This is a genomic window from Azospirillum palustre, assembly GCF_002573965.1.
GTDB lineage: Bacteria > Pseudomonadota > Alphaproteobacteria > Azospirillales > Azospirillaceae > Azospirillum > Azospirillum palustre.
The window spans coordinates 1,458,409-1,480,306 of record NZ_PDKW01000043.1 but is presented as its reverse complement, the minus strand read 5'-3'; the positions used below and the strand labels follow the sequence as shown (position 1 = coordinate 1,480,306).

General features: G+C 65.4%; 21 protein-coding genes. 17 read left to right on the top strand and 4 right to left on the bottom strand.

Features of this window, described 5'->3' with window-relative positions:
* Positions 1 to 4 precede the first annotated feature (4 nt).
* Both CRT60_RS29330 and rnd read right to left on the bottom strand, forming a co-directional pair.
* Positions 5 to 1,291, bottom strand: a complete 1,287-nt coding sequence (locus CRT60_RS29330; RefSeq protein ID WP_098739986.1) for an EAL domain-containing protein — start codon at positions 1,289 to 1,291, stop codon at positions 5 to 7.
* 299 nt (positions 1,292 to 1,590) lie between these two features.
* Positions 1,591 to 2,781: a ribonuclease D gene (rnd, locus tag CRT60_RS29325; RefSeq protein ID WP_098739985.1), complete on the bottom strand. Its 1,191-nt coding sequence runs from the start codon at positions 2,779 to 2,781 to the stop codon at positions 1,591 to 1,593.
* 356 nt (positions 2,782 to 3,137) lie between these two features.
* Here rnd and aspS point away from each other — a divergent pair, with 356 nt between their 5' ends.
* Positions 3,138 to 4,964: an aspartate--tRNA ligase gene (gene aspS, locus CRT60_RS29320; RefSeq protein WP_098739984.1), complete on the top strand. Its 1,827-nt coding sequence runs from the start codon at positions 3,138 to 3,140 to the stop codon at positions 4,962 to 4,964.
* A 57-nt stretch (positions 4,965 to 5,021) separates the two neighbouring features.
* On the opposite strand, the gene CRT60_RS29315 is transcribed toward aspS, so the two are convergent.
* Entirely contained in the window at positions 5,022 to 5,876 is an 855-nt protein-coding gene (locus tag CRT60_RS29315) for an EcsC family protein (protein WP_098739983.1), read from the bottom strand.
* 245 nt (positions 5,877 to 6,121) lie between these two features.
* On the opposite strand from CRT60_RS29315, the gene rpsB reads away from it, so the two are divergent.
* From rpsB to gloA, 15 genes are all read left to right on the top strand, one after another.
* On the top strand, positions 6,122 to 6,904 hold the full coding sequence (rpsB, locus tag CRT60_RS29310) for a 30S ribosomal protein S2 (protein WP_098739982.1): 783 nt from the start codon (positions 6,122 to 6,124) through the stop codon (positions 6,902 to 6,904).
* 149 nt (positions 6,905 to 7,053) lie between these two features.
* Positions 7,054 to 7,986: a translation elongation factor Ts gene (gene tsf, locus CRT60_RS29305; protein WP_098739981.1), complete on the top strand. Its 933-nt coding sequence runs from the start codon at positions 7,054 to 7,056 to the stop codon at positions 7,984 to 7,986.
* Positions 7,987 to 8,052: 66 nt separating this feature from the next.
* Positions 8,053 to 8,808 carry a UMP kinase gene (pyrH, locus tag CRT60_RS29300; protein WP_098739980.1) on the top strand — a complete coding sequence of 252 codons (756 nt, stop codon included), beginning with the start codon at positions 8,053 to 8,055 and terminating at the stop codon, positions 8,806 to 8,808.
* 4 nt (positions 8,809 to 8,812) lie between these two features.
* Entirely contained in the window at positions 8,813 to 9,370 is a 558-nt protein-coding gene (gene frr / locus CRT60_RS29295; protein ID WP_098739979.1) for a ribosome recycling factor, read from the top strand.
* A 6-nt stretch (positions 9,371 to 9,376) separates the two neighbouring features.
* Positions 9,377 to 10,117, top strand: coding sequence for an isoprenyl transferase (locus tag CRT60_RS29290; protein ID WP_098739978.1), 741 nt, complete (start codon positions 9,377 to 9,379; stop codon positions 10,115 to 10,117).
* Positions 10,059 to 10,952 (top strand): phosphatidate cytidylyltransferase, encoded by an 894-nt coding sequence (locus CRT60_RS29285; protein ID WP_098739977.1) that lies wholly within the window; start codon positions 10,059 to 10,061, stop codon positions 10,950 to 10,952. The genes CRT60_RS29290 and CRT60_RS29285 overlap by 59 nt, the downstream gene beginning before the upstream one ends.
* Positions 10,943 to 12,139: a 1-deoxy-D-xylulose-5-phosphate reductoisomerase gene (locus CRT60_RS29280; RefSeq protein WP_098739976.1), complete on the top strand. Its 1,197-nt coding sequence runs from the start codon at positions 10,943 to 10,945 to the stop codon at positions 12,137 to 12,139. Before CRT60_RS29285 ends, CRT60_RS29280 begins: the two co-directional genes overlap by 10 nt.
* 36 nt (positions 12,140 to 12,175) lie before the next feature.
* Positions 12,176 to 13,309, top strand: coding sequence for an RIP metalloprotease RseP (gene rseP / locus CRT60_RS29275; RefSeq protein WP_098739975.1), 1,134 nt, complete (start codon positions 12,176 to 12,178; stop codon positions 13,307 to 13,309).
* A gap of 78 nt (positions 13,310 to 13,387) precedes the next feature.
* On the top strand, positions 13,388 to 15,676 hold the full coding sequence (gene bamA / locus CRT60_RS29270) for an outer membrane protein assembly factor BamA (RefSeq protein WP_098741085.1): 2,289 nt from the start codon (positions 13,388 to 13,390) through the stop codon (positions 15,674 to 15,676).
* 1 nt (position 15,677) lies between these two features.
* The gene (locus tag CRT60_RS29265; protein WP_098739974.1) at positions 15,678 to 16,322 is read left to right on the top strand and encodes an OmpH/Skp family outer membrane protein; all 645 of its coding nucleotides are present in this window, start codon (positions 15,678 to 15,680) and stop codon (positions 16,320 to 16,322) included.
* Between the two features lie 229 nt (positions 16,323 to 16,551).
* A complete protein-coding gene (gene fabZ / locus CRT60_RS29260; protein WP_098739973.1) occupies positions 16,552 to 17,034 on the top strand; it encodes a 3-hydroxyacyl-ACP dehydratase FabZ in 483 nt (160 codons plus the stop codon).
* On the top strand, positions 17,031 to 17,825 hold the full coding sequence (gene lpxA, locus CRT60_RS29255; RefSeq protein WP_098739972.1) for an acyl-ACP--UDP-N-acetylglucosamine O-acyltransferase: 795 nt from the start codon (positions 17,031 to 17,033) through the stop codon (positions 17,823 to 17,825). Before fabZ ends, lpxA begins: the two co-directional genes overlap by 4 nt.
* A 12-nt stretch (positions 17,826 to 17,837) precedes the next feature.
* Positions 17,838 to 18,695: an LpxI family protein gene (locus CRT60_RS29250; RefSeq protein WP_098739971.1), complete on the top strand. Its 858-nt coding sequence runs from the start codon at positions 17,838 to 17,840 to the stop codon at positions 18,693 to 18,695.
* An 11-nt stretch (positions 18,696 to 18,706) separates the two neighbouring features.
* Positions 18,707 to 19,936 (top strand): lipid-A-disaccharide synthase, encoded by a 1,230-nt coding sequence (gene lpxB, locus CRT60_RS29245; RefSeq protein WP_098739970.1) that lies wholly within the window; start codon positions 18,707 to 18,709, stop codon positions 19,934 to 19,936.
* On the top strand, positions 19,933 to 20,328 hold the full coding sequence (gloA, locus tag CRT60_RS29240; protein ID WP_098739969.1) for a lactoylglutathione lyase: 396 nt from the start codon (positions 19,933 to 19,935) through the stop codon (positions 20,326 to 20,328). Before lpxB ends, gloA begins: the two co-directional genes overlap by 4 nt.
* A 73-nt stretch (positions 20,329 to 20,401) precedes the next feature.
* On the opposite strand, the gene ftrA is transcribed toward gloA, so the two are convergent.
* Positions 20,402 to 21,391, bottom strand: a complete 990-nt coding sequence (ftrA, locus tag CRT60_RS29235) for a transcriptional regulator FtrA (RefSeq protein WP_098739968.1) — start codon at positions 21,389 to 21,391, stop codon at positions 20,402 to 20,404.
* Between the two features lie 100 nt (positions 21,392 to 21,491).
* Here ftrA and CRT60_RS29230 point away from each other — a divergent pair, with 100 nt between their 5' ends.
* Complete coding sequence (locus tag CRT60_RS29230; RefSeq protein WP_098739967.1) at positions 21,492 to 21,890, top strand: rhodanese-like domain-containing protein; 399 nt, start codon at positions 21,492 to 21,494, stop codon at positions 21,888 to 21,890.
* The last annotated feature ends 8 nt before the right edge of the window (positions 21,891 to 21,898 follow it).

Below are 21,898 nucleotides of genomic sequence, written 5' to 3'. Positions count from 1 at the left end.
GGGCTCAGTCGACCTTCGCGTGTGCGATGGCTTCGCGAACGCTGACGCCCTTGCGCATGATGTTGTCGACCGCGCGGCCCTGGACCAGATTGATCCCCATCTTGTGGGCATAGACCAAGCTGGTGACGCTGTCGCAGCGGGCCAGGATGAATTTGCAGCGGTCCTGTTCGGCGATGCGGTCGCGGAAATACTTCTCGAACGACGGGTCCATCTCCAGCATGTCGTTCGACCAGAAGATCTTGGCGTAGTCGGCGTTCAGATATTCCAGGTCGAAATTCGTCACCCAGAACGGGTTCAGCCCGTCGACCGCGATCTGGTAGCGGCGGTCCTGGGCGAACTCCACCACCTCGTTGAACAGCGACAGGTTTTCGATCAGGTCGCCCTTCGACACCTCGAGCACCACCTGCCCGCGGAAGTCGATCGGCAGCCGCTCGTCGAACTTCACGAATCCGGTCGAAATGACGGTGGACAGGTTGATGTTGATGCCGATCCGCCGCCCCCGCATGAAGCTGAGCCCATGGTTCAGGGCGCGCAGCACCGACTGGTCGAGATTGGCGGTGAAGTAGTTGAACAGCCACTTGTTGGCGGTGATGTCGTAATCCGGGCAGAGCCGTTCCTGAAGAAGCTTGATCGAGATGTAGAGTTCGAAATACTCCATTTCGGCTTCGCCGCTGCCGATGTTGGCGATGCCCTGGTTGAACAGGAAGGGCGACAGGTCGAACATCTGCATGGAGCGTTCGAGCTTGCCGAGTTCTTCCAGCGTGATCGGCGGCTTGGTCTCGGTGACGTGGGTGCCGGTCTCGCTCGCCTGCAATTCCTCGATGAAACGGATGACGTTGATGAAGTTCAACGCCAGTTCCATGATCGAATAGAGCGAATATTCCTTGTAGGGGTTGGGACCGGTCAGCGTCGTCTTCGACAGGAAGACCTGTTCGACCGTCTGGCAGACGTCGGTCACGCCGGTCAGCTTCAGCCCCTTGTAGAGGATGATGACGTCGCCGTTGGAAATGTTGAAGGATTGCAGGTAGGACGCCTTGGTCGCCAGTTCCTGGATGATGGACCGCACCATCATCTGGCTGGTGGGGTCGCGGTCCTTCAAAAGCGACAGGTGCATGTGGATCAGGCGCATGCCCTGCAGTTCGTTCTTCGCCGACCGCAGCAGATTCAGCAGTTTGTCGTTGTCGAAATCCGGCTTCTGATCCTTGGCGGCGGCGACGGCGGCCTGCTTCTCCGTGGTGGATAGCCGGACACGGTCCCGTCCAATGGGTGGTCTGCCGCCAAACTTGCTCATACCTTGCTCACTCCCACAACAAGCGTCACGCCTGCCAACCACCCGTATCTTCGGCCGCTCGTTGTTCGGCAGCCTTTTTCTTTCCATCCGGGCCAGTCTGCCCGGGTGGCGTTGTCGGCAGGCCGCCAGGCCGGGCATGCCGCGGTCGGCATACCCCGGTCCGCCCGATGCTGCGAAGCCGAACCGATCTTAACGGTAACTTTCTTTAAAAAGCCCTTAAGGCTGAAGTCCGGGCGCAGGAGGTACCCGGACCGCAGCAAAAGACGTCACAGTCATCGAAGCGACGCCATCCGAAAAGGTCAAGTTTCCGGTTCCGGCGGAGCTGCCGACGGGCGTGGTTCGCCAGCAGGAACGATGCGGACACGGCGATCTATGACCGCAAGTCCGATCTTTCCGTGCTTCAAGGCAAGTGCATCATTGCCGAAGAGTTCGCGCCGCCATCCCTGCATCGCCGCAATGTCTGCGCCATCGTCGGCCGCCAGAGCCTCCAGATCGGCGGACGACGCGACCAGCTTCGCCGCGACATTGTTCTCGTCGCACTTCATCTTCAGCAGGACGCGCAGAAGTTCGACGATCGGTTGCAGGCCGGGCGGCGGTTCCTCGCGCGGTTCGACGCGGGGCAGGGCGCTGTCCGGCAGGTCCAGCCCGCCCTTCACCGCCGCCAGCACGTCGGCGCCCTGGCGCCCCTCGGCGAAGCCGCGGCCCAGCCCGCGGGTGCGGGCGAGATCATCGACGGTGGTCGGCGCATGGGCGGCGATTTCCAGCAGGGCCTCGTCGCGCAGGATGCGGGACCGTGGCTGGTCGCGGCGCTGGGCCTCGCGTTCGCGCCAGGCCGCCAGCTCCTTCAGGATCGCCATGAAGCGTGGCTTGTTGGTGCGCACCTTCAGCCGCAGGTAGGAGCTTTCCGGATCGACCTGATATGTGGCCGGATCGGTGAGGATCGCCATCTCCTCCTCCAGCCAGTGCGACCGGCCGGAGCGTGCGAGGCGGCGCTTGAGTTTCTCGTAGGCCGGGCGCAGATGGATGACGTCGGACAGGGCGTAGGTCAGCTGCCGCTCGGTCAGCGGGCGGTGGGACCAGTCGGTGAAGCGGCTGGACTTGTCGATGCGTGCGCCGGCCAGCTTGGTCACCAGCGTTTCGTAGCCCACGCTTTCGCCGAAGCCGCAGACCATCGCCGCGACCTGGGTGTCGAACAGCGGATGGGGAATCTGGCCGGACAGGTGCCAGAAGATCTCCACATCCTGCCTGGCGGCGTGGAACACCTTCAGGACCGACGGGTCGCTCATCAGCGCGAACAGCGGCGTCAGGTCGATGCCCTCGGCCAGCGGGTCGATGGCGACCGCGCCGTCGGGCCCGCCGACCTGGACGAGACACAGTTGCGGCCAATAGGTCTTTTCCCGCAGGAACTCGGTGTCGACCGTGATGTATTCGGTCCCTGCCAGCGACTGACAGAAGGCCTGGAGGGCGTCGGTTGTCGTGATGAGCGTCATGGTTGCTTCATACACGACCGAACGGGTGCTTGAAAGTCCGCCGACGCGCGAAGGCGATGCGTTTCTCGAGGTGGCCGTCCGGGCCGGTGGAGGAGGGCATCGCCCCGGCCCGATTTCACCGCTCCGCTTATCCCGCAGCCGCCACGGTGTTAAACTCGGTTTCGACGGCCGGCACACCGGCGGATGGAACAGTGAACAGGGGGGCGCAGAGTGTTTCATGGCGTTCCAAATGTCGCGTTCAGGCCCTGCCGGCTGCGCGCTCCGCCCTATCGCGGCTTGACTTTCGCGCGCGTCCGGTGTGGTGTGTCGGACCGCTTTTTCCGCCGGAATCCGCCCTTTTCAAGGTGTTTCGACCCATGCACCCCTACCGCACGCACACCTGCGGCCAGCTTCGTGAAGAGAATGCCGGTGAAACCGTCCGCCTGTCGGGCTGGATGAACCGGAAGCGCGACCATGGACAGCTGCTGTTCATCGACCTGCGCGACCATTACGGCCTGACGCAGTGCGTGGTCGATACCTCCAACCCGGCCTTCGAGGTCGCGAACCGGCTGAAGCTGGAATCGGTCATCACCGTCACCGGCAAGGTGGTGAAGCGCACGGCCGAGACCATCAACGACAAGCTGCCCACCGGCCGCATCGAGATGCAGATCGCCGAGCTGACCGTGGAAGGCGAGGCGGAGCAGATTCCGCTGCAGGTCAACCAGGACACCGATGCCGGCGAGGACGTTCGCCTGCGCTACCGCTTCCTCGACCTGCGCCGCGAGCGCATCCACGAGAACATCATGCTGCGTTCGCGCGTGATCGCCTCGGCGCGCCGCCGCATGATCGACCAGGGCTTCACCGAATTCCAGACGCCGATCCTCACCGCCTCCTCTCCGGAAGGCGCGCGTGACTATCTGGTGCCCAGCCGCAACCATCCCGGCAAGTTCTACGCCCTGCCGCAGGCGCCGCAGCAGTTCAAGCAACTGCTGATGGTCGCGGGCTTCGACCGCTACTTCCAGATCGCCCCCTGCTTCCGCGACGAGGACGCCCGCGCCGACCGCAGCCCGGGCGAGTTCTACCAGCTCGATTTCGAGATGTCCTTCGTCACCCAGGAAGACGTCTTCGCCGCCATCGAGCCGGTTCTGCACGGCATCTTCGACGAGTTCGGCAGCTTCCGCCGCGACTCGAAGCCGGCCATCGACGGCCTGCCGTTCCGCCGCATCTCCTACGCCGAGTCGATGCTGAAGTACGGCAACGACAAGCCGGACCTGCGCAACCCGCTGGTCATCACCGACGTGACCGAGGTGTTCAAGCGCGACGACGTGGAATTCCGCGCCTTCAAGCAGACGCTGGAGAAGGGCGGCGTCGTCCGCGCCATCCGCGCGCCGAAGGTCTCCGACCGTCCGCGCAGCTTCTTCGACAAGCTGAACGACTGGGCCCGTGGGCTCGGCGCTCCCGGCCTCGGCTACATCGTGATGGAGGCCGGCGGCGGCAAAGGTCCGATTGCCAAGTTCGTGCCGGAAGCGGCCCAGGCCGCCCTGCGCGAACTGGCTGGCCTTGAGGACGGCGACGCGATCTTCTTCGTCTGCGACCAGCCCGGCCCGGCGGCCAAGCTGGCCGGCTTCGCCCGCACCCGCATCGGCGAGGAGCTGGACCTGATCGAGAAGAACGCCTTCCGCTTCTGCTGGATCGTCGACTTCCCGATGTACGAGCTGGACGAGGAGACCAACAAGGTCATCTTCAGCCACAACCCGTTCTCCATGCCCCAGGGCGGCCTGAAGGCGCTGCAGGAAAAGAACCCGCTGGAGATCAACGCCTACCAGTACGACATCGTCTGCAACGGCGTGGAACTGTCCTCGGGCGCGATCCGCAACCATCTGCCCGAAGTCATGTACAAGGCCTTCGACATCGCCGGCTACCCGCCGGAGGAGCTGGAAGCCCGATTCGGCGGCATGCTGAGCGCCTTCAAGCTGGGCGCCCCGCCGCACGGCGGTTCGGCCCCGGGCATCGACCGCATCGTCATGCTGCTGGCCGACGAGCCGAACATCCGCGAGGTCATCGCCTTCCCGCTGAACCAGCGGGCCGAAGACCTGCTGATGCAGGCCCCGGCGCCGGTCGACACCGCCCGCTTGCGCGAGCTTCACCTGAAACTCGACCTGCCGAAGCCGAAGGTGGCCGCTCCGGCGGCGCCGCAGGCGTAAAGCCGGACAGCCCGCAGCTATCGACAAGGGCCGCGCTTTCGGGCGCGGCCCTTTTTCTTATGGAAAAACGCCTTTCTTTCCGGTGACCTTCTTCGCCCTGGCAGCGCCGACCGCATCGAGGAAGCTCTGCCGGGTCGCTTCCCTGCCGAACTCGGCCTCGATGGGCCTGAGTGTAAACATCACGGCGGCCATCGTCTGATAGAACGACATGTAGGTCAGGTTCAGCCCGGCCCCCGCCACGGCCCCGGCGATCGGCACCGACTGCGCCACGATCTTGGGCGACAGCGTTATCGCGAAGCGGCTGGCGATCTTCGTGATCATTTCAGCCATCTTCGGCGCGGCAATGTTCGCCCCGACTCGCGAAGCGACGAAAAGGGCGTCCGCCTCGTCGTCATCGTCCAGCGGTCCGCCCAGCGCGAAGACCTGGAGACAGGCGAGCTGTACCGCCGGATCTTTCAAATCCGCCCCTTTGGAGCGGGCCACGTCGGCAATGGAGCGAAGGATCGCCGTGGTCGTCACGGGCAGTTCCGCCAGAATCCCCGGCGCTCCGAAAAAGCCGCCCGCCGCGCCGGTCGCTGCACCCAGCAACTTGTAAAGGCCTTTCGACGCCTCCTTGCCCGTCTCGTCATCCATGTTCAGGATCGCGACCTTGAACGCCTGATCGAGCGCCGAACGAAGCGTATCGTGCAGCGAACTGCGAATGGTCTCGGGCAGCAAATTCAACGTGCCATCGACAGTGCTTCCCAGTTTCGCCACCGCGGACATCAGAACGCCCTGCGCCGCCATATATTGCTCTGCGGCGCCTTCCACCGCGGACAACGCTTTTGAGTCCAAAGTCATCTGCTTCATCCACTGAAATAGACCGCGATACGCTGCGCCGCCGGTCTGGCGGGAGCGGCCAAGGCTGAGCATTCGGCGACTCTATAACGATGAGAATGCGGAGAGAGGATCACAACGACAAAAAGACTCTTCCTCCCCGCGTCGCTGTTGCCAAAGTGATGCAAGAGAGCTATGTAAGCGCCGTCGTCAAAACCTCACGCGGGCTGGCGGACCCTCGGTTTTACCCCGATGGCCCGATCCGGTGTCTTCAGTCATGGTTTCCATGCGCTGTCGACAATGCCCGCGGCGGAGCAACCGGAAAAAGGGATTTTTTCCACATGACCATGCCCACCTTCACCATGCGCCAGCTGCTGGAAGCCGGTGTCCACTTCGGTCACCACACCCGCCGCTGGAACCCGAAGATGAACCAGTACATCTTCGGCGTGCGCAATGGCGTGCACATCATCGACCTCGAGCAGACCGTCCCGATGCTGCACCGCGCCCTGCAGGCCGTGCGTGACGTCGTCGCCGGCGGCGGCCGCGTCCTGTTCGTCGGCACCAAGCGCCAGGCCCAGGAGCGTATCGCCGAGGCTGCCGCCAAGTGCGGCCAGTACTACGTCAACCACCGCTGGCTCGGCGGCATGCTGACCAACTGGAAGACGATCTCCCAGTCGATCAAGCGCCTGCGCGAGATGGAAGAGCGTCTGGGCGGCGACACCTCGGGCCTGACCAAGCGCGAAATCCTGGAGCTGACCCGCGAGCGCGACAAGCTGGAGCGTGCGCTGGGCGGCATCAAGGAGATGGGCGGCCTGCCGGACGTCATCTTCATCATCGACACCAACAAGGAGTCGATCGCGGTCAAGGAAGCCAACAAGCTGGGCATCCCGGTCATCGCGGTCCTCGACAGCAACTCCGATCCGGACGGCGTGGCCTTCCCGATCCCGGGCAACGACGACGCGCTGCGCGCCATTGAGATGTACTGCGACCTGACGGTCGGCGCCGTGCTTGACGGCCTGCAGGCCGAGATGAGCGCCGCCGGCATCGACGTCGGCGCCGCCGAGGATGCCCCGGCCGAGCAGCTGCCGGAAGAAGAGACCGCCGAGACCGCCGCCCAGGCCTGACCCTGACGGTTGAAGGGCAGCCGGGCCTTATGACCTATGGCCCGGCTGCTTTTTTTATGGGCTGCCTTTTTGATGGGTTGCCACCCGTTTTGACTTTGTGACTCAATCCGATCCGCCTGCCGGATCGCTTGGAAGGAAGAGGGCGCAACATGGCCGAGATTACCGCCTCGCTCGTCAAGGAACTGCGCGAGAAGACCGGCGCGGGCATGATGGACTGCAAGAAGGCGCTGAACGAGACGCAGGGCGACCTCGAGGGCGCCGTCGACTGGCTGCGCAAGAAGGGCCTTGCCGCCGCCGCCAAGAAGTCGGGCCGCGTCGCTGCCGAAGGTCTGGTCGCCGTCGCCACCGCCGGCACCAAGGGTGCCGTCGTCGAGGTGAACGCCGAGACCGACTTCGTCGCCCGCAACGACAAGTTCCAGGGTTTCGCCGCCAAGTGCGCCGAACTGGCCCTGGTCACCGGTGGCGATGTCGAGGCCCTGAAGGCCGCCGCCTATCCGGGCACCTCGCACACCGCGCAGGACGAGCTGACCAGCCTGATCGCCACCGTCGGCGAAAACATGAACCTGCGCCGCGCCGTCACGCTGTCGGTTTCGGCCGGTGTCGTCGTCAGCTACGTCCACTCGGCCATCGCGCCGGGCCTGGGCAAGATCGGCGTTCTGGTCGCCCTGGAGTCGACCGGCGATGCCGGCAAGCTGGCCGACCTCGGCAAGCAGATCGCCATGCACATCGCCGCCGCCCGCCCGGACGCGCTGGACATCGCCGATGTCGACAGCTCGTCGCTGGAGCGTGAGCGCAGCGTGCTGGCCGAGCAGGCCCGCGCTTCGGGCAAGCCGGAGAACATCATCGAGAAGATGGTGGAAGGCCGCGTCCGCAAGTATTACGAGGAAGTCTGCCTGCTGGAGCAGACCTATGTGATCGACGGCGAGACCAAGCTCCGCAAGGTGGTTGAGAACGCCGCCAAGGACATCGGCGCCCCGGTCAAGGTCACGGGCTTCACCCGCTTCGCGCTGGGCGAGGGCATCGAGAAGGCCCAGTCGGACTTCGCCGCCGAAGTCGCTGCCGCCGCCGGCGGTCAGGGCTGAGACCGGTAAGGTCGAACGCCTAGGTCCGCAAGCCGCATTCTGAAACAGCAAGGGAGCGTTCCCCCCATGGTCGATACCACCGGGACCACCACGCCGGCCGGGAGCGCGCGCTACAAGCGCGTTCTCCTCAAGGTGTCGGGCGAAGCGCTGATGGGTCAGCGCGACTACGGCCTGGACCCGGAGATGGTCAACCGCATCGCCAACGAGGTGAAGGCGGTCATCGGGCTCGGCGTCCAGGTCTGTCTGGTCATCGGCGGGGGGAACATCTTCCGGGGTGTGAAGGGTGCGGCGAGCGGCATGGAGCGTGCCTCGGCCGACTATATCGGCATGCTCGCCACCGTGATGAACGCGCTCTCGATGCAGAGCGCGCTTGAACGGATGGGTGTCAGCACGCGGGTGCAGTCGGCCATCCCCATGTCGACGGTCTGCGAGCCCTACATCCGGCGCCGCGCCGTCCGTCACATGGAAAAAGGCCGGGTGGTGATCTTCGCCGCCGGCACCGGCAATCCCTTCTTCACCACCGACACCGCCGCGGCGCTGCGCGCTTCGGAGATGGGGTGTGACGGTCTGCTGAAGGGGACGCAGGTCGACGGCGTCTATACCGCCGATCCGAAGAAGGATCCGGCGGCCGAACGTTACGAACGCCTCACCTACATGGACGTCCTGACCAAGGAACTGCAGGTGATGGACGCTTCGGCGATCGCGCTGTCGCGCGAGAACCACATTCCCATTCTGGTCTTCTCGATCCACACGCCCGGCGCCTTCGCTGAAGTGATGCAGGGCCGTGGCAAGCACACCATCATAACGGAAGAAAGGGAGTAGGCCCGTGGCTGCGCCCGACCTATCGGATCTGAAGCGCCGCATGGAAGGCGCGCTTGACTCGTTTCGCAAGGAACTGGGCGGTCTCCGTACCGGCCGCGCCTCTTCCAATCTGCTGGAACCGGTGATGGTGGAGGCCTATGGCAGCCGCATGCACCTGCGCGAGGTCGCGACGGTTTCCGTTCCGGAGCCTCGCCTGATCTCGGTCCAGGTCTGGGACCGCGGCATGACCAAGGCGGTCGAGAAGGCCATCCGCGACAGCGGTCTGGGCCTGAACCCGCAGGCCGAAGGCCAGGTCATCCGCGTGCCGCTGCCGGACCTGACCCAGGAGCGCCGCGCCGAACTGGCGAAGGTCGCCCACAAGTACGCGGAGCAGTGCCGCGTCGCCATCCGCAACATCCGTCGCGATGGCATGGACGGCCTGAAGAAGGCGGAGAAGGCGAGCGAGATCACCCAGGACGAGCACAAGGTCCAGTCGGACAAGGTGCAGGTTCTGACCGACCAGCACATCAAGCTGGTCGACGATTCGCTTGCGCAAAAAGAAAAGGAAATCATGCAGGTCTGATCCGGAATGCGCGACGCGGACGACAACCGGTCCAACACGGCTCCTGGGCACGTCGCCATCATCATGGATGGCAATGGGCGTTGGGCCAAGGCGCGCGGCCTGCCGCGCACCGCCGGGCACAAGAAGGGCGTGGACGCCGTCCGCCGCACCGTGGAAGCGGCGCGCGAACTTGGCATCGGCACTCTGACGATCTTCAGCTTCTCCTCGGAGAACTGGCGCCGGCCGGAGGAGGAGATCAGCGACCTGATGGGCCTGCTGCGCTTCTATCTGCGCAGCGAGGTCGCCGAACTGCACCGCGGAGGTGTCCGCCTGCGGGTGATCGGCGACCGCGCCCGGCTGTCCGAGGACATCAACCGGCTGATCGACAATGCCGAGGCGTTGACCCGCGACAACCGGACCATGACCCTGGTCGTGGCTCTCAGCTATGGTTCGCGCCTGGAGATCGTCCATGCCGCCCGCCGGCTGGCGGAGGAGGTGGCTGCCGGCCGCCTCTCTCCCGACTCCATCGACGAGGACGCGCTGTCGGCCCGGCTCTACACGTCCGACATTCCCGACCCCGACCTGATCATCCGCACCAGCGGCGAGAAGCGGATCAGCAATTTCCTGCTCTGGCAGGCGGCCTATGCCGAGCTGGTCTTCGTCGATACGCTGTGGCCCGATTTCACCAAGCGCGATCTGGAGGCGGCGATTGAAGAGTTCCACCGACGGGAACGCCGCTTCGGCGCAACCACCGCCGGGTCCCGCTGACAGCGCGGCGGCCGCCGCCGCGGCTCCGGCCAAGCCACCCAAGACGGGCGACCTCAAGGTCCGTGTCCTGTCGGCGCTGGTCATGGCGCCGGTCGTGCTGGGCGCCGTCTGGGCCGGTGGCTGGGTGTTCCATGCCCTGATCGCCTTCGGATCGGTGATTGCCGTTTCCGAATGGACCAGCATCGTTCCCAGTGCGCGCCGGCTTCCCGCACGACTGATGGCGACCATAGGAATCCTGGTTGCGCTGATGGTGCAGATCGTCGCCGGCCCGGCTGCCGGGTTGGGTGCGGCGACTGCCTTCGCGGTTTTGACCGCCATCGTCGGCGGTGGCTCCGACCGCGGCCTGCTCGGCTTCGGTGTGCTGTATGTCGCGGTCGGCATGGCCGGCCTGATGTGGCTGCGCGATCTGCCGGACAGCGGCCTCTCCCTGTTCCTCTTCGTCCTCTTTGCCATCTGGGCGACCGATATCGGCGCCTATGCCGCCGGGCGAAGCATCGGCGGTCCGAAGCTGGCGCCGCGCATAAGCCCCAAGAAAACCTGGGCCGGCCTGATCGGCGGCATGGCTGCGTCCGCCCTGTTCGGCTGGCTGGTGGCGCTCGCGTTCGGGGCGGCGCGTCCCGACATCGCTCTGGCGGTCGGTGCCGCCACCGCTGTGGTCGGGCAGGCGGGCGACCTGTTCGAGTCGGCGGTCAAGCGGCGCTACAACGTGAAGGACAGCGGCCAGCTCATCCCCGGGCATGGCGGTATCCTCGACCGCATCGACGGGCTTCTGGCCGCTGCCCCGGTGCTGGCCCTGTTCCACGCGGCCGTTGGATCGGTTCTGTCATGGTGGTGAAAGCGGATGCGCCGCGCAGCGTGACGATACTCGGGTCGACCGGCTCGGTTGGCACGCAGACCGTCGACCTCGTCTCCCGCGATCCGGAGCGCTTCCCGGTGGAGGCGCTGACCGCCAACCGCAACGTCACCCTTCTGGCTCAGCAGGCCAGGCAGCTGAATGCCCGCCTGGCCGTGGTCGCCGACACCGCCGCCTATGCCGAGTTGAAGCAGCTTCTGTCCGGAACCGGCATCGAGGTCGCCGCCGGTTCCGAGGCGGTCGCCGCCGCAGCCGAACGCCCGGCCGACTGGGTGATGGCCGCCATCGTCGGCGCTGCCGGACTGGAGCCGACGCTCGCCGCCATCCGGCGCGGCGCCATCGTCGCCTTCGCCAACAAGGAGGTGCTGGTCTGCGCCGGCGCCCTGATGATGGAGGAGGTCAAGGCGCATGGCGCCACGCTTCTGCCGGTCGACAGCGAGCACTCGGCGATTTACCAGGTCTTCGATTTCGAGCGCACCGACAGCGTTTCCCGCCTGATCCTGACCGCGTCCGGCGGTCCCTTCCGTGCAAAGAACCGCGCCTTCATGGCGGCGGCGACGCGGGAGCAGGCGGTGGCCCATCCCACCTGGGACATGGGCGCCAAGATTTCCGTCGACAGCGCCACGATGATGAACAAAGGGCTGGAACTGATCGAGGCCCATTTCCTGTTCGGCATTCCGGAAGAGCGCATCGACGTGCTGGTCCACCCGCAGTCGGTCATCCATTCCCTGGTGGAATATGTCGACGGCTCGGTGCTGGCGCAACTCGGCACGCCCGATATGCGCACGCCCATCGCCTATGCCCTCGGCTGGCCCGCCCGCATCGCCACCCCGGCGGAGCGGCTGGATCTGGTCAAGGCGGCGACGTTGACCTTCGAGGCGCCGGATCCCGTGCGATTCCCGGCACTTCGGCTGGCCCGGGCCGCCTTGCAAAGCGGTGGGGGCGCTCCTACTATACTCAGTGCCGCCAACGAGGTGGCCGTCCAGGCGTTTCTCGACCGCCGGATCGGCTTCCTCGACATCGAACGGATCGTCGAGGAGACGTTGACGGCGTTGCCCCACCGCCCGCTGCGCGATCTCGCCGCCGTGCGGGAGGCCGACGCGGATGCGAGGCGGGATGCCGCCGGCCGTGTTGCGGCCATCGGTGCGACGGCGGTTGGCAGCCGATGATCCGCGTTCGAGGCGCTGGAAGGCGCAAGGGTTGAAATGGACGTTATCGGCGGTTTTTGGACCTCGGTGTTGGCCTTCCTTCTGGTCCTCACCGTGCTCGTCTTCGTGCACGAGCTCGGTCACTATCTGGTCGCGCGGCGCAACGGCGTGCGGATCGAGACTTTCTCCATCGGCTTCGGGCCTGAGATCTTCGGCTTTACCGACCGTGCCGGCACGCGCTGGAAGTTCAGCGCGCTGCCGCTAGGCGGCTACGTCAAGATGTTCGGCGATGCCGATCCGGCCAGCACGCCGGGAGCGCACCTGACCGCGATGTCAGCGGAGGAGCGTGCGGTTTCCTTCCACCACAAGCGGGTGGGGCAGCGCGCGGCCATCGTCGCCGCCGGCCCGATTGCCAATTTCGTCTTTTCCATCGTCGTGCTGGCCCTGCTGTTCATGACCGCCGGCCAGTCCTTCACCCCGCCGGACGTCGGCGGCATCCAGCCCGGCAGTGCCGCGGAGCGCGCCGGCATCCAGCCGGGCGACCTGATCCTGTCGGTCGACGGAACCGGCGTTCAGCGATTCGAGGAAATCCGCCAGATCGTCTCGATCCGTCCCGGCGAGCCGCTGGCGGTCGAGCTGAAGCGCGACGGCCGGGTGATAACCCTGACCGCGACGCCGGATTCGCAGACCGTCACCGACCGACTCGGCAACGCCCATCAGATCGGGTTGCTCGGGATCAGCCGTGGCAGCGTCGGAATGATGCGCCACGATCCCCTGACCGCGGTCTGGCAGGCGGGACGAGAAGTCGCAGGCATGATCACCGGCACCTTCACCGCGCTGGGCCAGATGGTCCAGGGATCGCGCGGGACGGAGGAGCTGGGCGGACCGCTGCGCATCGCCCAGATGTCGGGCGAGGTGGCCCAGTCCGGCTGGTATCCGCTGGTTTGGTTCATGACCTTCCTGTCGGTCAATCTGGGGCTGATCAACCTGTTTCCGGTCCCGATGCTCGATGGCGGACACCTGCTTTTTTACGGGATCGAAAAGCTGCTCGGCCGGCCATTGGGAGCGCGAGCGCAAGAATACGGTTTCCGAATTGGATTGGCCTTGGTATTAACGCTCATGGTCTTCGCCACGTGGAACGACCTGGTTCAGTTGCGCGTGGTCGATTTCTTCCGGGGACTGGTTTCCTAAAGCCAGCCCCTTGCCAGGGAGCGTGATTTGCCGGTGTCGAGCAAAGTTCTGGTGGCGGGCCTGCTGGCCGGCTGCGCCATGACGACGGTGTCTGTCGCCCACGCCCAAAACGCATCCTCGCCCGGACGGGCGACGGGTGCCACGGGGTCCATGGTCGCCCAGGTGTTCAGTGGCGGTACGGTGCGCGACATCCGGGTCGAAGGCACCCAGCGAATCGAGCCCTCCACGGTCCGCTCCTATCTGACGATCCAGCCGGGCGACCCGTTCGATCCCGACCGGATCGATCAGTCGTTGAAGTCGCTGTTCAACACCGGCCTGTTCGCCGACGTCGTGCTGAAGCGCGAGGGCGATGCTCTGGTCGTGACGGTGGCCGAAAACCCGATCATCAACCGCATCGCGTTCGAAGGGAACCGGCGCATCGACAAGGAGACGCTGGATAAGGAAATCCAGCTGCGTCCCCGCGTCGTCTACACGCGCACCCGCGTCCAGTCCGACGTCCAGCGCATCCAGGACATCTATCGCCGCCAGGGCCGCTTCGGCGCGACGGTCGAGCCGAAGATCATCCAGCTCGACCAGAACCGCGTCGATCTGGTGTTCGAGATCAATGAAGGCGTGCGCACCGGTGTGCGGGGCATCACCTTCATCGGCAACGAACATTTTTCGGACGGCACCCTGCGCGAGAACGTCCAGACCAAGGAATCGGCCTGGTGGCGCTTCCTGACGTCGGATGACAATTACGATCCCGACCGGCTGAGCTACGACCGCGACCTGCTGCGCCGCTTCTACCTGAAGGAAGGCTATGCCGACTTCCGCGTGGTCTCTGCGGTCGCCGAGCTGACGCCGGACAAGTCGGACTTTTTCATCACCTTCACCATCGAGGAAGGCGAGCGGTACAAATTCGGCAAGGTCGACATCAACACCTCGCTGAAGCAGCTCGATCCGGCCGTCCTGCAGAACAGTGTTCTCACCACCGAGGGCGATTGGTACAACGCCCAGAAGGTGGAAGACACCATCACGAAGCTGACGAACGCCGTCGGCGATCTGCAATATGCCTTCGTCGACGTCCGGCCGCGGATCACTCGCAACCGCGAAACCCACACGATCGACATCACCTACGAGATCAACGAGGGGCCGCGCACCTTCGTCGACCGCATCGACATCTCGGGCAACGTCCGGACGCTCGACAAGGTGATCCGCCGCGAGATGCTGCTGTCCGAAGGCGATCCCTTCAACTCCTCGAAGTTGAAGCGCTCTGAACAGCGCATCAAGGATCTCGGCTTCTTCGAGCGCGTGAACATCACGACCGCCGAGAGCAGCGCGCCCGACCGCACCGTGGTGAATGTCGACGTGGCCGAGCAGTCCACCGGTGAAATCTCCATCGGTGCCGGCTTCTCGACCTCCGACGGTCCGCTGGGCGACTTCTCGATCCGCGAGCGCAACCTGCTCGGCCGAGGTCAGGATCTGCGTCTGGGTGCGACCCTGTCGGGCCGGCGCCAGCTGTACGATATCTCCTTCACGGAGCCGTACTTCATGGACCGCGACCTGTCGGCTGGCGTCGACGTGTTCCGGACCCGCTACAACTACCAGGACGAAAGCTCGTTCAACGAGAAGAACACCGGCTTCGCCCTGCGCCTGGGCTATCCGCTGACCGAGCGTCTGCGCCAGCGCGTCTACTACCAGCTGCAGGACACGCTGATCGAGGAAGTGCCGACGACCGCGTCGAAGTACATCCAGGAGCAGCGCGGCGAGCGCCTCACCTCGCTGATCGGCCAGGAACTGACCTACGACGTCCGCAACAGCAAGCTGACGCCGACGGAAGGTTATTTCATCCGCCTGACCAACGACATTGCCGGCCTTGGCGGCTCGGTGCGCTTCCTGCGGAACAAGCTGGCCGGTGGATACTATCTGCCGCTCGGTGACGACCAATGGGTGCTCAGCACGACCGGTGAGATCGGGTATATCCACGGTCTCGGCAAGAAGGTCGACCTGGGCGACCGCTTCTTCATCGGCGGCGATACCTTGCGCGGCTTCAACACCGCCGGTATCGGCCCCCGCGACGTTTCGACCGGCGACGCGCTCGGCGGCACGCGCTATGCCCGTGCCTCGGTGGAGATGAGCTTCCCGTTCGGCCTGCCGGAGGAATTCGGCCTGCTTGGGCATGCCTTCACCGACGTCGGCACCCTCGGCAAGGTCGACATCAAAGATCCGAACGTGAAGGATGACGAGAGCATCCGCGTTTCCATCGGCACCGGTGTGTCGTGGAAATCGCCGTTCGGCCCCATCCGGCTCGACGTCGCGCTGCCGATCCGCAAGGAAGGCTACGACAAGAAAGAGCTCGTCCGCTTCAGCTTCGGAACCAGGTTCTAAGATGCAATCCACGCTGTTCAAGACGCGGCTTCGCGTCGCCCTTCTGTCGGCCGTCACGGCTGCCGGTCTCGTTCTTACCGCAGGTGCTGTTCAGGCCCAGTCGGCGCCCAAGGCCGATGCCCCCAAGGCGGAAGCGCCCAAGACCGACGTACCGGCGCCGGGTGCGGAGCTGAAGGCTCCGGTCATCGCCGTGATCGACGTGCAGAAGATCATGCAGGAGTCGAACGCGTCGAAGGGCATCACCAAGTCCTTCGAATCGTTGCGCGACTCCTACCAGAAGGAAATCTCCGCGCTGGAGGACAAGCTCCGCAAGAACGAGGATGAACTGCGTAAGCAGCAGACCGTTCTGTCGCCGGAAGCGCTCGCCACCAAGCGCCGTGACTTCGAAAAGCAGGTCGCCGACGTCCAGAAGACGGTGCAGAACCGCAAGCGCGCCCTGGAGACCAGCCTGAACGAGGCGATGGCTGTCGTTCACAAGACGATGGTCGAAGTGGTCGCGGACATTTCCCGCGAGCGGGGTGCCAACCTCGTTCTGGCCCGCCAGCAGTTCGTTCTGGTCGACACCCAGCTCGACGTCACCGACACGGTGATGGAGCGGGTGAACAAGAAGCTGCCGCAGGTTGCGCTGAACGTTCCCAAGCAGTGATGCAAATCTGACCGGGGCCGCTGCCATCCCAGGCGGGAAGGCGGCGGCCCCGTTCTGTTTCCGGTTTCTGTCCTCTTCCGGGTTCGGCGTTGCGGTCGCCGCGGAAATGGGGCAAGAAGGCGGTGCAAACAGGAAGGCGCCGGTGCTCCCCATCGGGGCGGCGGTGCCCGTTCCCTGAAACGGGGAATACTGAACCCAATCGGTTGGTGGAAAGGCGGGCGGCCGGGCAATGGACGTGACGGCGGACAACAGCGCACAAAGCAACAAGATCGACGACATCGACATCATGCGGATCATGAAGATGATTCCGCATCGCTACCCGATCCTGATGATCGACCGGGTGATCGATGTGACGCTGGGCGAAGGCGCCACCGGCGTCAAGAACGTCACGATCAACGAGCCCTTCTTCCAGGGGCATTTCCCGTCGCGCCCCGTGATGCCCGGTGTCCTGATCATCGAGGCGATGGCTCAGACCTCCGCCGTTCTGGTGGTGGCCACGCTGGGTCCGGATGCCGAAGGCAAGCTGGTCTATTTCATGACCGTCGACGAGGCGCGTTTCCGCCGTCCCGTCACCCCCGGCGACACCATCCACATCCACGTCACCAAGCAGCGCCAGCGTGCCAACGTGTGGAAGTTCAAGGGCGAGGCCAAGGTCAACGGCGTCCTCGTCGCTGAAGCCGTCTATTCCGCCATGATTCTGGACGAAAAATGACCGTCACCATCCATCCGTCCGCCATCGTCGATCCTGCGGCCAAGCTGGGGGAGGGGGTCAACATCGGCCCCTTCTGCGTCGTCGGTCCCGACGTCACGCTGGGCGACGGCGTTCGGCTGGTGTCGCATGTGGCGGTCGATGGGCGCACCAGCATCGGTGCGGACACCGTCATCTACCCCTTTGCGTCCATCGGCCATCGCCCGCAGGATCTGAAGTTCCATGGCGAGCCGTCCGAGCTTGTCATCGGTGCCCGCAACCAGATTCGCGAGCATGTGACGATGAATCCGGGCACCGAGGGCGGCGGCATGATCACCCGCGTCGGCGACGACGGGCTGTTCATGATGGGCTCGCACGTGGCCCACGACTGCGTCGTCGGCGACCATGTCATCATGGCCAACAACGCCACCCTGGGCGGCCACGTGACCTTGGGCGATTATGTCATCATCGGCGGGTTGTCGGCGGTGCGCCAGTTCGTGCGCATCGGCTCCCACGCCATGATCGGCGGCATGTCGGGCGTCGAGAACGATGTGATTCCCTTCGGTCTCGTGATGGGAGACCGGGCACGGCTGGCCGGCCTGAACCTTGTGGGGCTGGAGCGTCGCGGCTTCAAGAAGGACGACATCCACGCCCTGCGCGCCGCCTATCGCATGCTGTTCGGTCCGGAAGGCACCTTCGCCGAGCGGGTTGACGGGGTCGGCCGCGACTTCGGAGAGCGGGCGCTGATTTCGGACGTTCTGTCCTTCATCCGCGCCAAGGAAGCCCGGTCTCTCTGCCAGCCGCGCGAGAGCTGAGGCAGCCGGCCGATGGCCGATACCGCGCAAAGTTCAGGGTCGCCGGCGACCGGACCGAAGCTGGCGATCCTCGCCGGCGGCGGCACGCTGCCCGCCCGCATCGCCGAGGCGGTGCGTGGGCAGGGCCGCGACGTCTTCGTTGTCGCCTTCGACGGTCATACCGATCCGCAAACGGTTGCGGGACTTCCGCATCTGTGGAGCCGTTTCGGAGCCGCCGGTACGATCTTGCGCCGTCTTCACGAGGAAGGTGTCGGTGAGGTCGTGCTCGCCGGACCCGTCAGGCGACCGTCCTTCACCGAGTTGATGCCGGATTGGCGTACCGCGCGCTTTCTCGCCCGCGTCGGGACGCGCGCTTTGGGCGATGACGGCCTGCTGCGGGCTGTCGTGCGCGAAGTCGAGGAGGACGGGTTCCGTGTGGTCGGTTTGCACGAGCTGCTGAAGGATCTGCTGACCGTCGCAGGGCCGGTGGGCCGGCTGATGCCCGATGCCGATGCGGAGCGCGACATTGCCCGTGGGGTCGAGGTTGCCCGTGCCCTGGGCGCGCTCGATGTCGGGCAGGGAGCGGTGGTCCAGCAGGGCATCGTCCTGGCGGTCGAGGCCATCGAGGGGACCGATGCGATGCTTGGCCGCTGCGCCGGATTGATCCGGCCGGGCCCTGGCGGCGTGTTGGTCAAGGTGAAGAAGCCCAAGCAGGACCGCCGCATCGACCTGCCCACCATGGGGGTCACCACTGTGGAGCGGGCTGCGGCCTGCGGGCTGCGTGGCATTGCGGTCGAAGCCGGCGGCAGCCTGCTGGTCGACCGTGCCGCGGTGGCCGAAGCGGCAGACCGTCTCGGCCTGTTCGTCGTCGGCATCGAGAGTCCGCAATGACTGCCGGTGATATGGCCGACGATGTGGCTGGCGATGCACCGACGCTGTTCCTGATTGCCGGCGAACCGTCCGGCGATGCGCTTGGCGCGAGACTGATGGCGGCGGCGAAGCGGCTGACCGGCGGCAAGGTGCGCTTCGTCGGCATCGGCGGCGAGCGGATGACGGCGGAGGGGCTGGTCAGCCTTTTCCCGATGGCGGAACTGACACTGTTCGGAATTTTCGAGCTTCTGCCGCATCTGCCGAACCTGATCCGCCGCATCGACCAGACTGTCGCCGAGATCCTGCGCATGCGTCCCGACGCGGTGGTCGGCATCGACTCGCCTGGCTTCACGGTGCGCGTTGCGAAAAAGCTGCGTTCGGCCGACCCGGCAATTCCGTTGGTCCATTACGTGGCGCCGACGGTCTGGGCATGGAAGCCCAAGCGTGCGGCGAAGTATGCGGCCATCTACGATCACCTTCTTGCGGTGCTTCCGTTCGAGCCGCCCTATTTCGAGAAGGAAGGGTTGGCCTGCACCTTCGTCGGCCATTCGGTTGTCGAGGGGCGGGCGGGCAGGGGAGATGGCCCGGGATTCCGGCAACGCCATGGGATTGCCGCGACCGACCGTGTCGTGGCCGTGCTTCCAGGCAGCCGCAAGGGCGAAGTTTCGCGTCTGTTGCCGGATTTCCGCGCGACGCTGGACCTGCTGCGCCCGACCCATCCCAATCTGGTGGCGGTGGTGCCGACTGTGGCGACGGTGCGCGACCGTGTGGCTGCCGCCATTGCCGACTGGCCGGTCCGAACCCTTATGGTCGAGGGGGACAACGAGAAATACGACGCCTTCGCCGCAGCGGAAGCGGCACTCGCCGCCTCCGGTACGGTGGCGTTGGAGTTGGCGCTTGCCCGGTTGCCGACGGTCATCGCCTATCGCCTCAATCCGGTGACGGTCGCGCTTTATCGGCGGCTGATCCGGGTCAAGTATGTGAACCTCGTCAATCTGATGCTCGACCGCATGCTGGTTCCGGAACTGCTGCAACAGGACTGCCGACCCGATAGACTGGCGGCCGAATTGGGGCGCCTGCTCGACGATCCGGAGGCGCGCCAAGTGCAGATCGATGGCGTCGCCGAGGTTGCCCGCTGGCTGGGGCAGGGAGATATCCCGCCGAGCGAACGGGCCGCGCACGCCATTTTGGACGTCGTCGCAGAGCACCGCTCGATCAGGCCCCAAGAGGGCAAACCCCGAACGGGAGAACAGAGACCATGAGCGAATTCCGTCTGTTGCATACGATGCTGCGCGTGCTGGATCTGGAGAAGTCGCTGGACTTCTACACCCGCCTGCTCGGCATGAAGCTGTTGCGCCGAAATGACTTTGAGGGCGGCCGTTTCACCCTCGCCTTCGTCGGCTATGGCGAAGAGTCCGATACTGCCGTTCTGGAACTGACCCACAACTGGGATCAGAAGGAGCCGTACGAGATCGGCACCGCCTATGGCCACATCGCGCTGGGCGTGCCGGACATCTACGGCACCTGCGAAAAGCTGGCGGCCGAAGGCGTGAAGATTCCGCGGCCGCCCGGCCCGATGAAGCACGGCACCACGGTGATCGCCTTCATCGAGGATCCGGACGGCTATAAGGTCGAACTGATCGAGCGGAAGTGACCCTTCGGGACATTACCGCTTTTGGGAAAGGGCGCGGTCGGTGACGGCCGCGCCCTTTTTCGATGCGGCGGGATCATCGACGGGAAGCCGGCGCGACAGGAAGTCGGCGGAAGCGCGTCCGGTAACTCGCCGGACTGAGCCCAAGCCTTTGCCGGAAATGGTGGCGCAGGGTGGCGGCGGAGCCGAAGCCGGTCAAGGTTGCCACCTCCTCCACCGGCAGGCTGCTGCATTCCAGCACCTCGCGGGCCCGGGCCAGACGTTCGGTCAGCAGCCAGTCGCCAGGGGTGGTCCCGGTCATCGCCTGAAAGCGGCGCAGGAAGGTCCGCAGGCTCATGCCCGCCCGTGACGCCATGCTCGACAGGCTGTGGTCCTCCGCCAGCGTCTCCCGCAGATGATCGAGCAGGGGGGCCAGGCGCGCGCCCTCGCGGGCTATCGGCACGGGCGTTTCGATGAACTGCGCCTGACCGCCTTCGCGGTGGGGCTGCACCACCAGACGGCGGGCGACACTGTTCGCCGCCTCAGGGCCGAAATCGCGACGAACCAGATGCAGGCAGAGGTCGATGCCGGCCGCGCTGCCGGCGGAGGTCAGGATGTTGCCTTCATCCACATACAGCACATCGGGCACCACCCGGATATCGGGATAGAGGTCCGCAAGGGTTGCGGCGTATCGCCAGTGGGTTGTCGCTCGGCGGCCGTTCAACAGACCGGACGCGGCGAGAACGAAGGCCCCGGAGCAGATCGACAGGATGCGGGCGCCCCTGGTGTCCGCCTGTCGAAGGGCGGCAGTCAATGCGGCGGGAACCGGCTCCAGTGCGCCGCGCCATCCGGGAATGACGATGATGTCGGCTTGGTCGAGCAGATCGAGACCGCCGTCCGCCTCGACGCGGATGCCTCCCACCGCCCGCAACGGACCGTCGTCGAGTGCCGCGACGGCGAAGCGATACCAATCCGGTCCCAACTCCGGACGGGGCAGGCCGAACACTTCGACGGCGACGCCGAACTCGAAGGTGCAGAGACCGTCATAGGCGAGTGCGACCGCCAGGGGGGAAATGGCTTTTGGCATGAACTGCACGATAGCTGGCAATCGCGCCACTTTCCAGCCGAAGCCGCCACAGGGATGATTGGGTCCTCATCATTCATCGGGCAATTGCGAAGAGGACAACATGGTCAGTCTCGTCAGCGAAATACCCGCCGCCCCTTCCGAACAGGCGGAAGCGCACTTTGCCAGGCGCCTGTCCCTGGAGACCGACTGCTGGGATGTTCACGACTCATCGAAGTCCGGGACGCCGGATTTCGTCCTGCTCGATGTCCGCGGGCCGGCAGCTTATGCGCGTGGCCATGTGCCGGGCGCCTTGAACCTGCCGCATGGCAAGATTACGGAGCGGCGGATGGCCGAGTGGCCGGAGGGAACGCTGTTCGTGGTGTATTGCGCCGGCCCCCATTGCAACGGGGCGGATCGCGCGGCACTGCGTCTGGCGCGGATCGGGCGGTCGGTCAAACTGATGATCGGCGGCGTGACCGGCTGGATCGACGAAGGCTTTGCGCTGGAAAGCGACGGCTGAGGGATTGC

Coding starts and splice junctions, on each gene's coding strand:
- CRT60_RS29330 (WP_098739986.1), bottom strand. CDS start 1,291: ATGAGCAAGTTTGGCGGCAGACCACCCATTGGACGGGACCGTGTCCGG.
- rnd (WP_098739985.1), bottom strand. CDS start 2,781: ATGACGCTCATCACGACAACCGACGCCCTCCAGGCCTTCTGTCAGTCG.
- aspS (WP_098739984.1), top strand. CDS start 3,138: ATGCACCCCTACCGCACGCACACCTGCGGCCAGCTTCGTGAAGAGAAT.
- CRT60_RS29315 (WP_098739983.1), bottom strand. CDS start 5,876: ATGCTCAGCCTTGGCCGCTCCCGCCAGACCGGCGGCGCAGCGTATCGC.
- rpsB (WP_098739982.1), top strand. CDS start 6,122: ATGACCATGCCCACCTTCACCATGCGCCAGCTGCTGGAAGCCGGTGTC.
- tsf (WP_098739981.1), top strand. CDS start 7,054: ATGGCCGAGATTACCGCCTCGCTCGTCAAGGAACTGCGCGAGAAGACC.
- pyrH (WP_098739980.1), top strand. CDS start 8,053: ATGGTCGATACCACCGGGACCACCACGCCGGCCGGGAGCGCGCGCTAC.
- CRT60_RS29290 (WP_098739978.1), top strand. CDS start 9,377: ATGCGCGACGCGGACGACAACCGGTCCAACACGGCTCCTGGGCACGTC.
- CRT60_RS29280 (WP_098739976.1), top strand. CDS start 10,943: ATGGTGGTGAAAGCGGATGCGCCGCGCAGCGTGACGATACTCGGGTCG.
- rseP (WP_098739975.1), top strand. CDS start 12,176: ATGGACGTTATCGGCGGTTTTTGGACCTCGGTGTTGGCCTTCCTTCTG.
- bamA (WP_098741085.1), top strand. CDS start 13,388: ATGACGACGGTGTCTGTCGCCCACGCCCAAAACGCATCCTCGCCCGGA.
- CRT60_RS29265 (WP_098739974.1), top strand. CDS start 15,678: ATGCAATCCACGCTGTTCAAGACGCGGCTTCGCGTCGCCCTTCTGTCG.
- fabZ (WP_098739973.1), top strand. CDS start 16,552: ATGGACGTGACGGCGGACAACAGCGCACAAAGCAACAAGATCGACGAC.
- lpxA (WP_098739972.1), top strand. CDS start 17,031: ATGACCGTCACCATCCATCCGTCCGCCATCGTCGATCCTGCGGCCAAG.
- CRT60_RS29250 (WP_098739971.1), top strand. CDS start 17,838: ATGGCCGATACCGCGCAAAGTTCAGGGTCGCCGGCGACCGGACCGAAG.
- lpxB (WP_098739970.1), top strand. CDS start 18,707: ATGGCCGACGATGTGGCTGGCGATGCACCGACGCTGTTCCTGATTGCC.
- gloA (WP_098739969.1), top strand. CDS start 19,933: ATGAGCGAATTCCGTCTGTTGCATACGATGCTGCGCGTGCTGGATCTG.
- ftrA (WP_098739968.1), bottom strand. CDS start 21,391: ATGCCAAAAGCCATTTCCCCCCTGGCGGTCGCACTCGCCTATGACGGT.
- CRT60_RS29230 (WP_098739967.1), top strand. CDS start 21,492: ATGGTCAGTCTCGTCAGCGAAATACCCGCCGCCCCTTCCGAACAGGCG.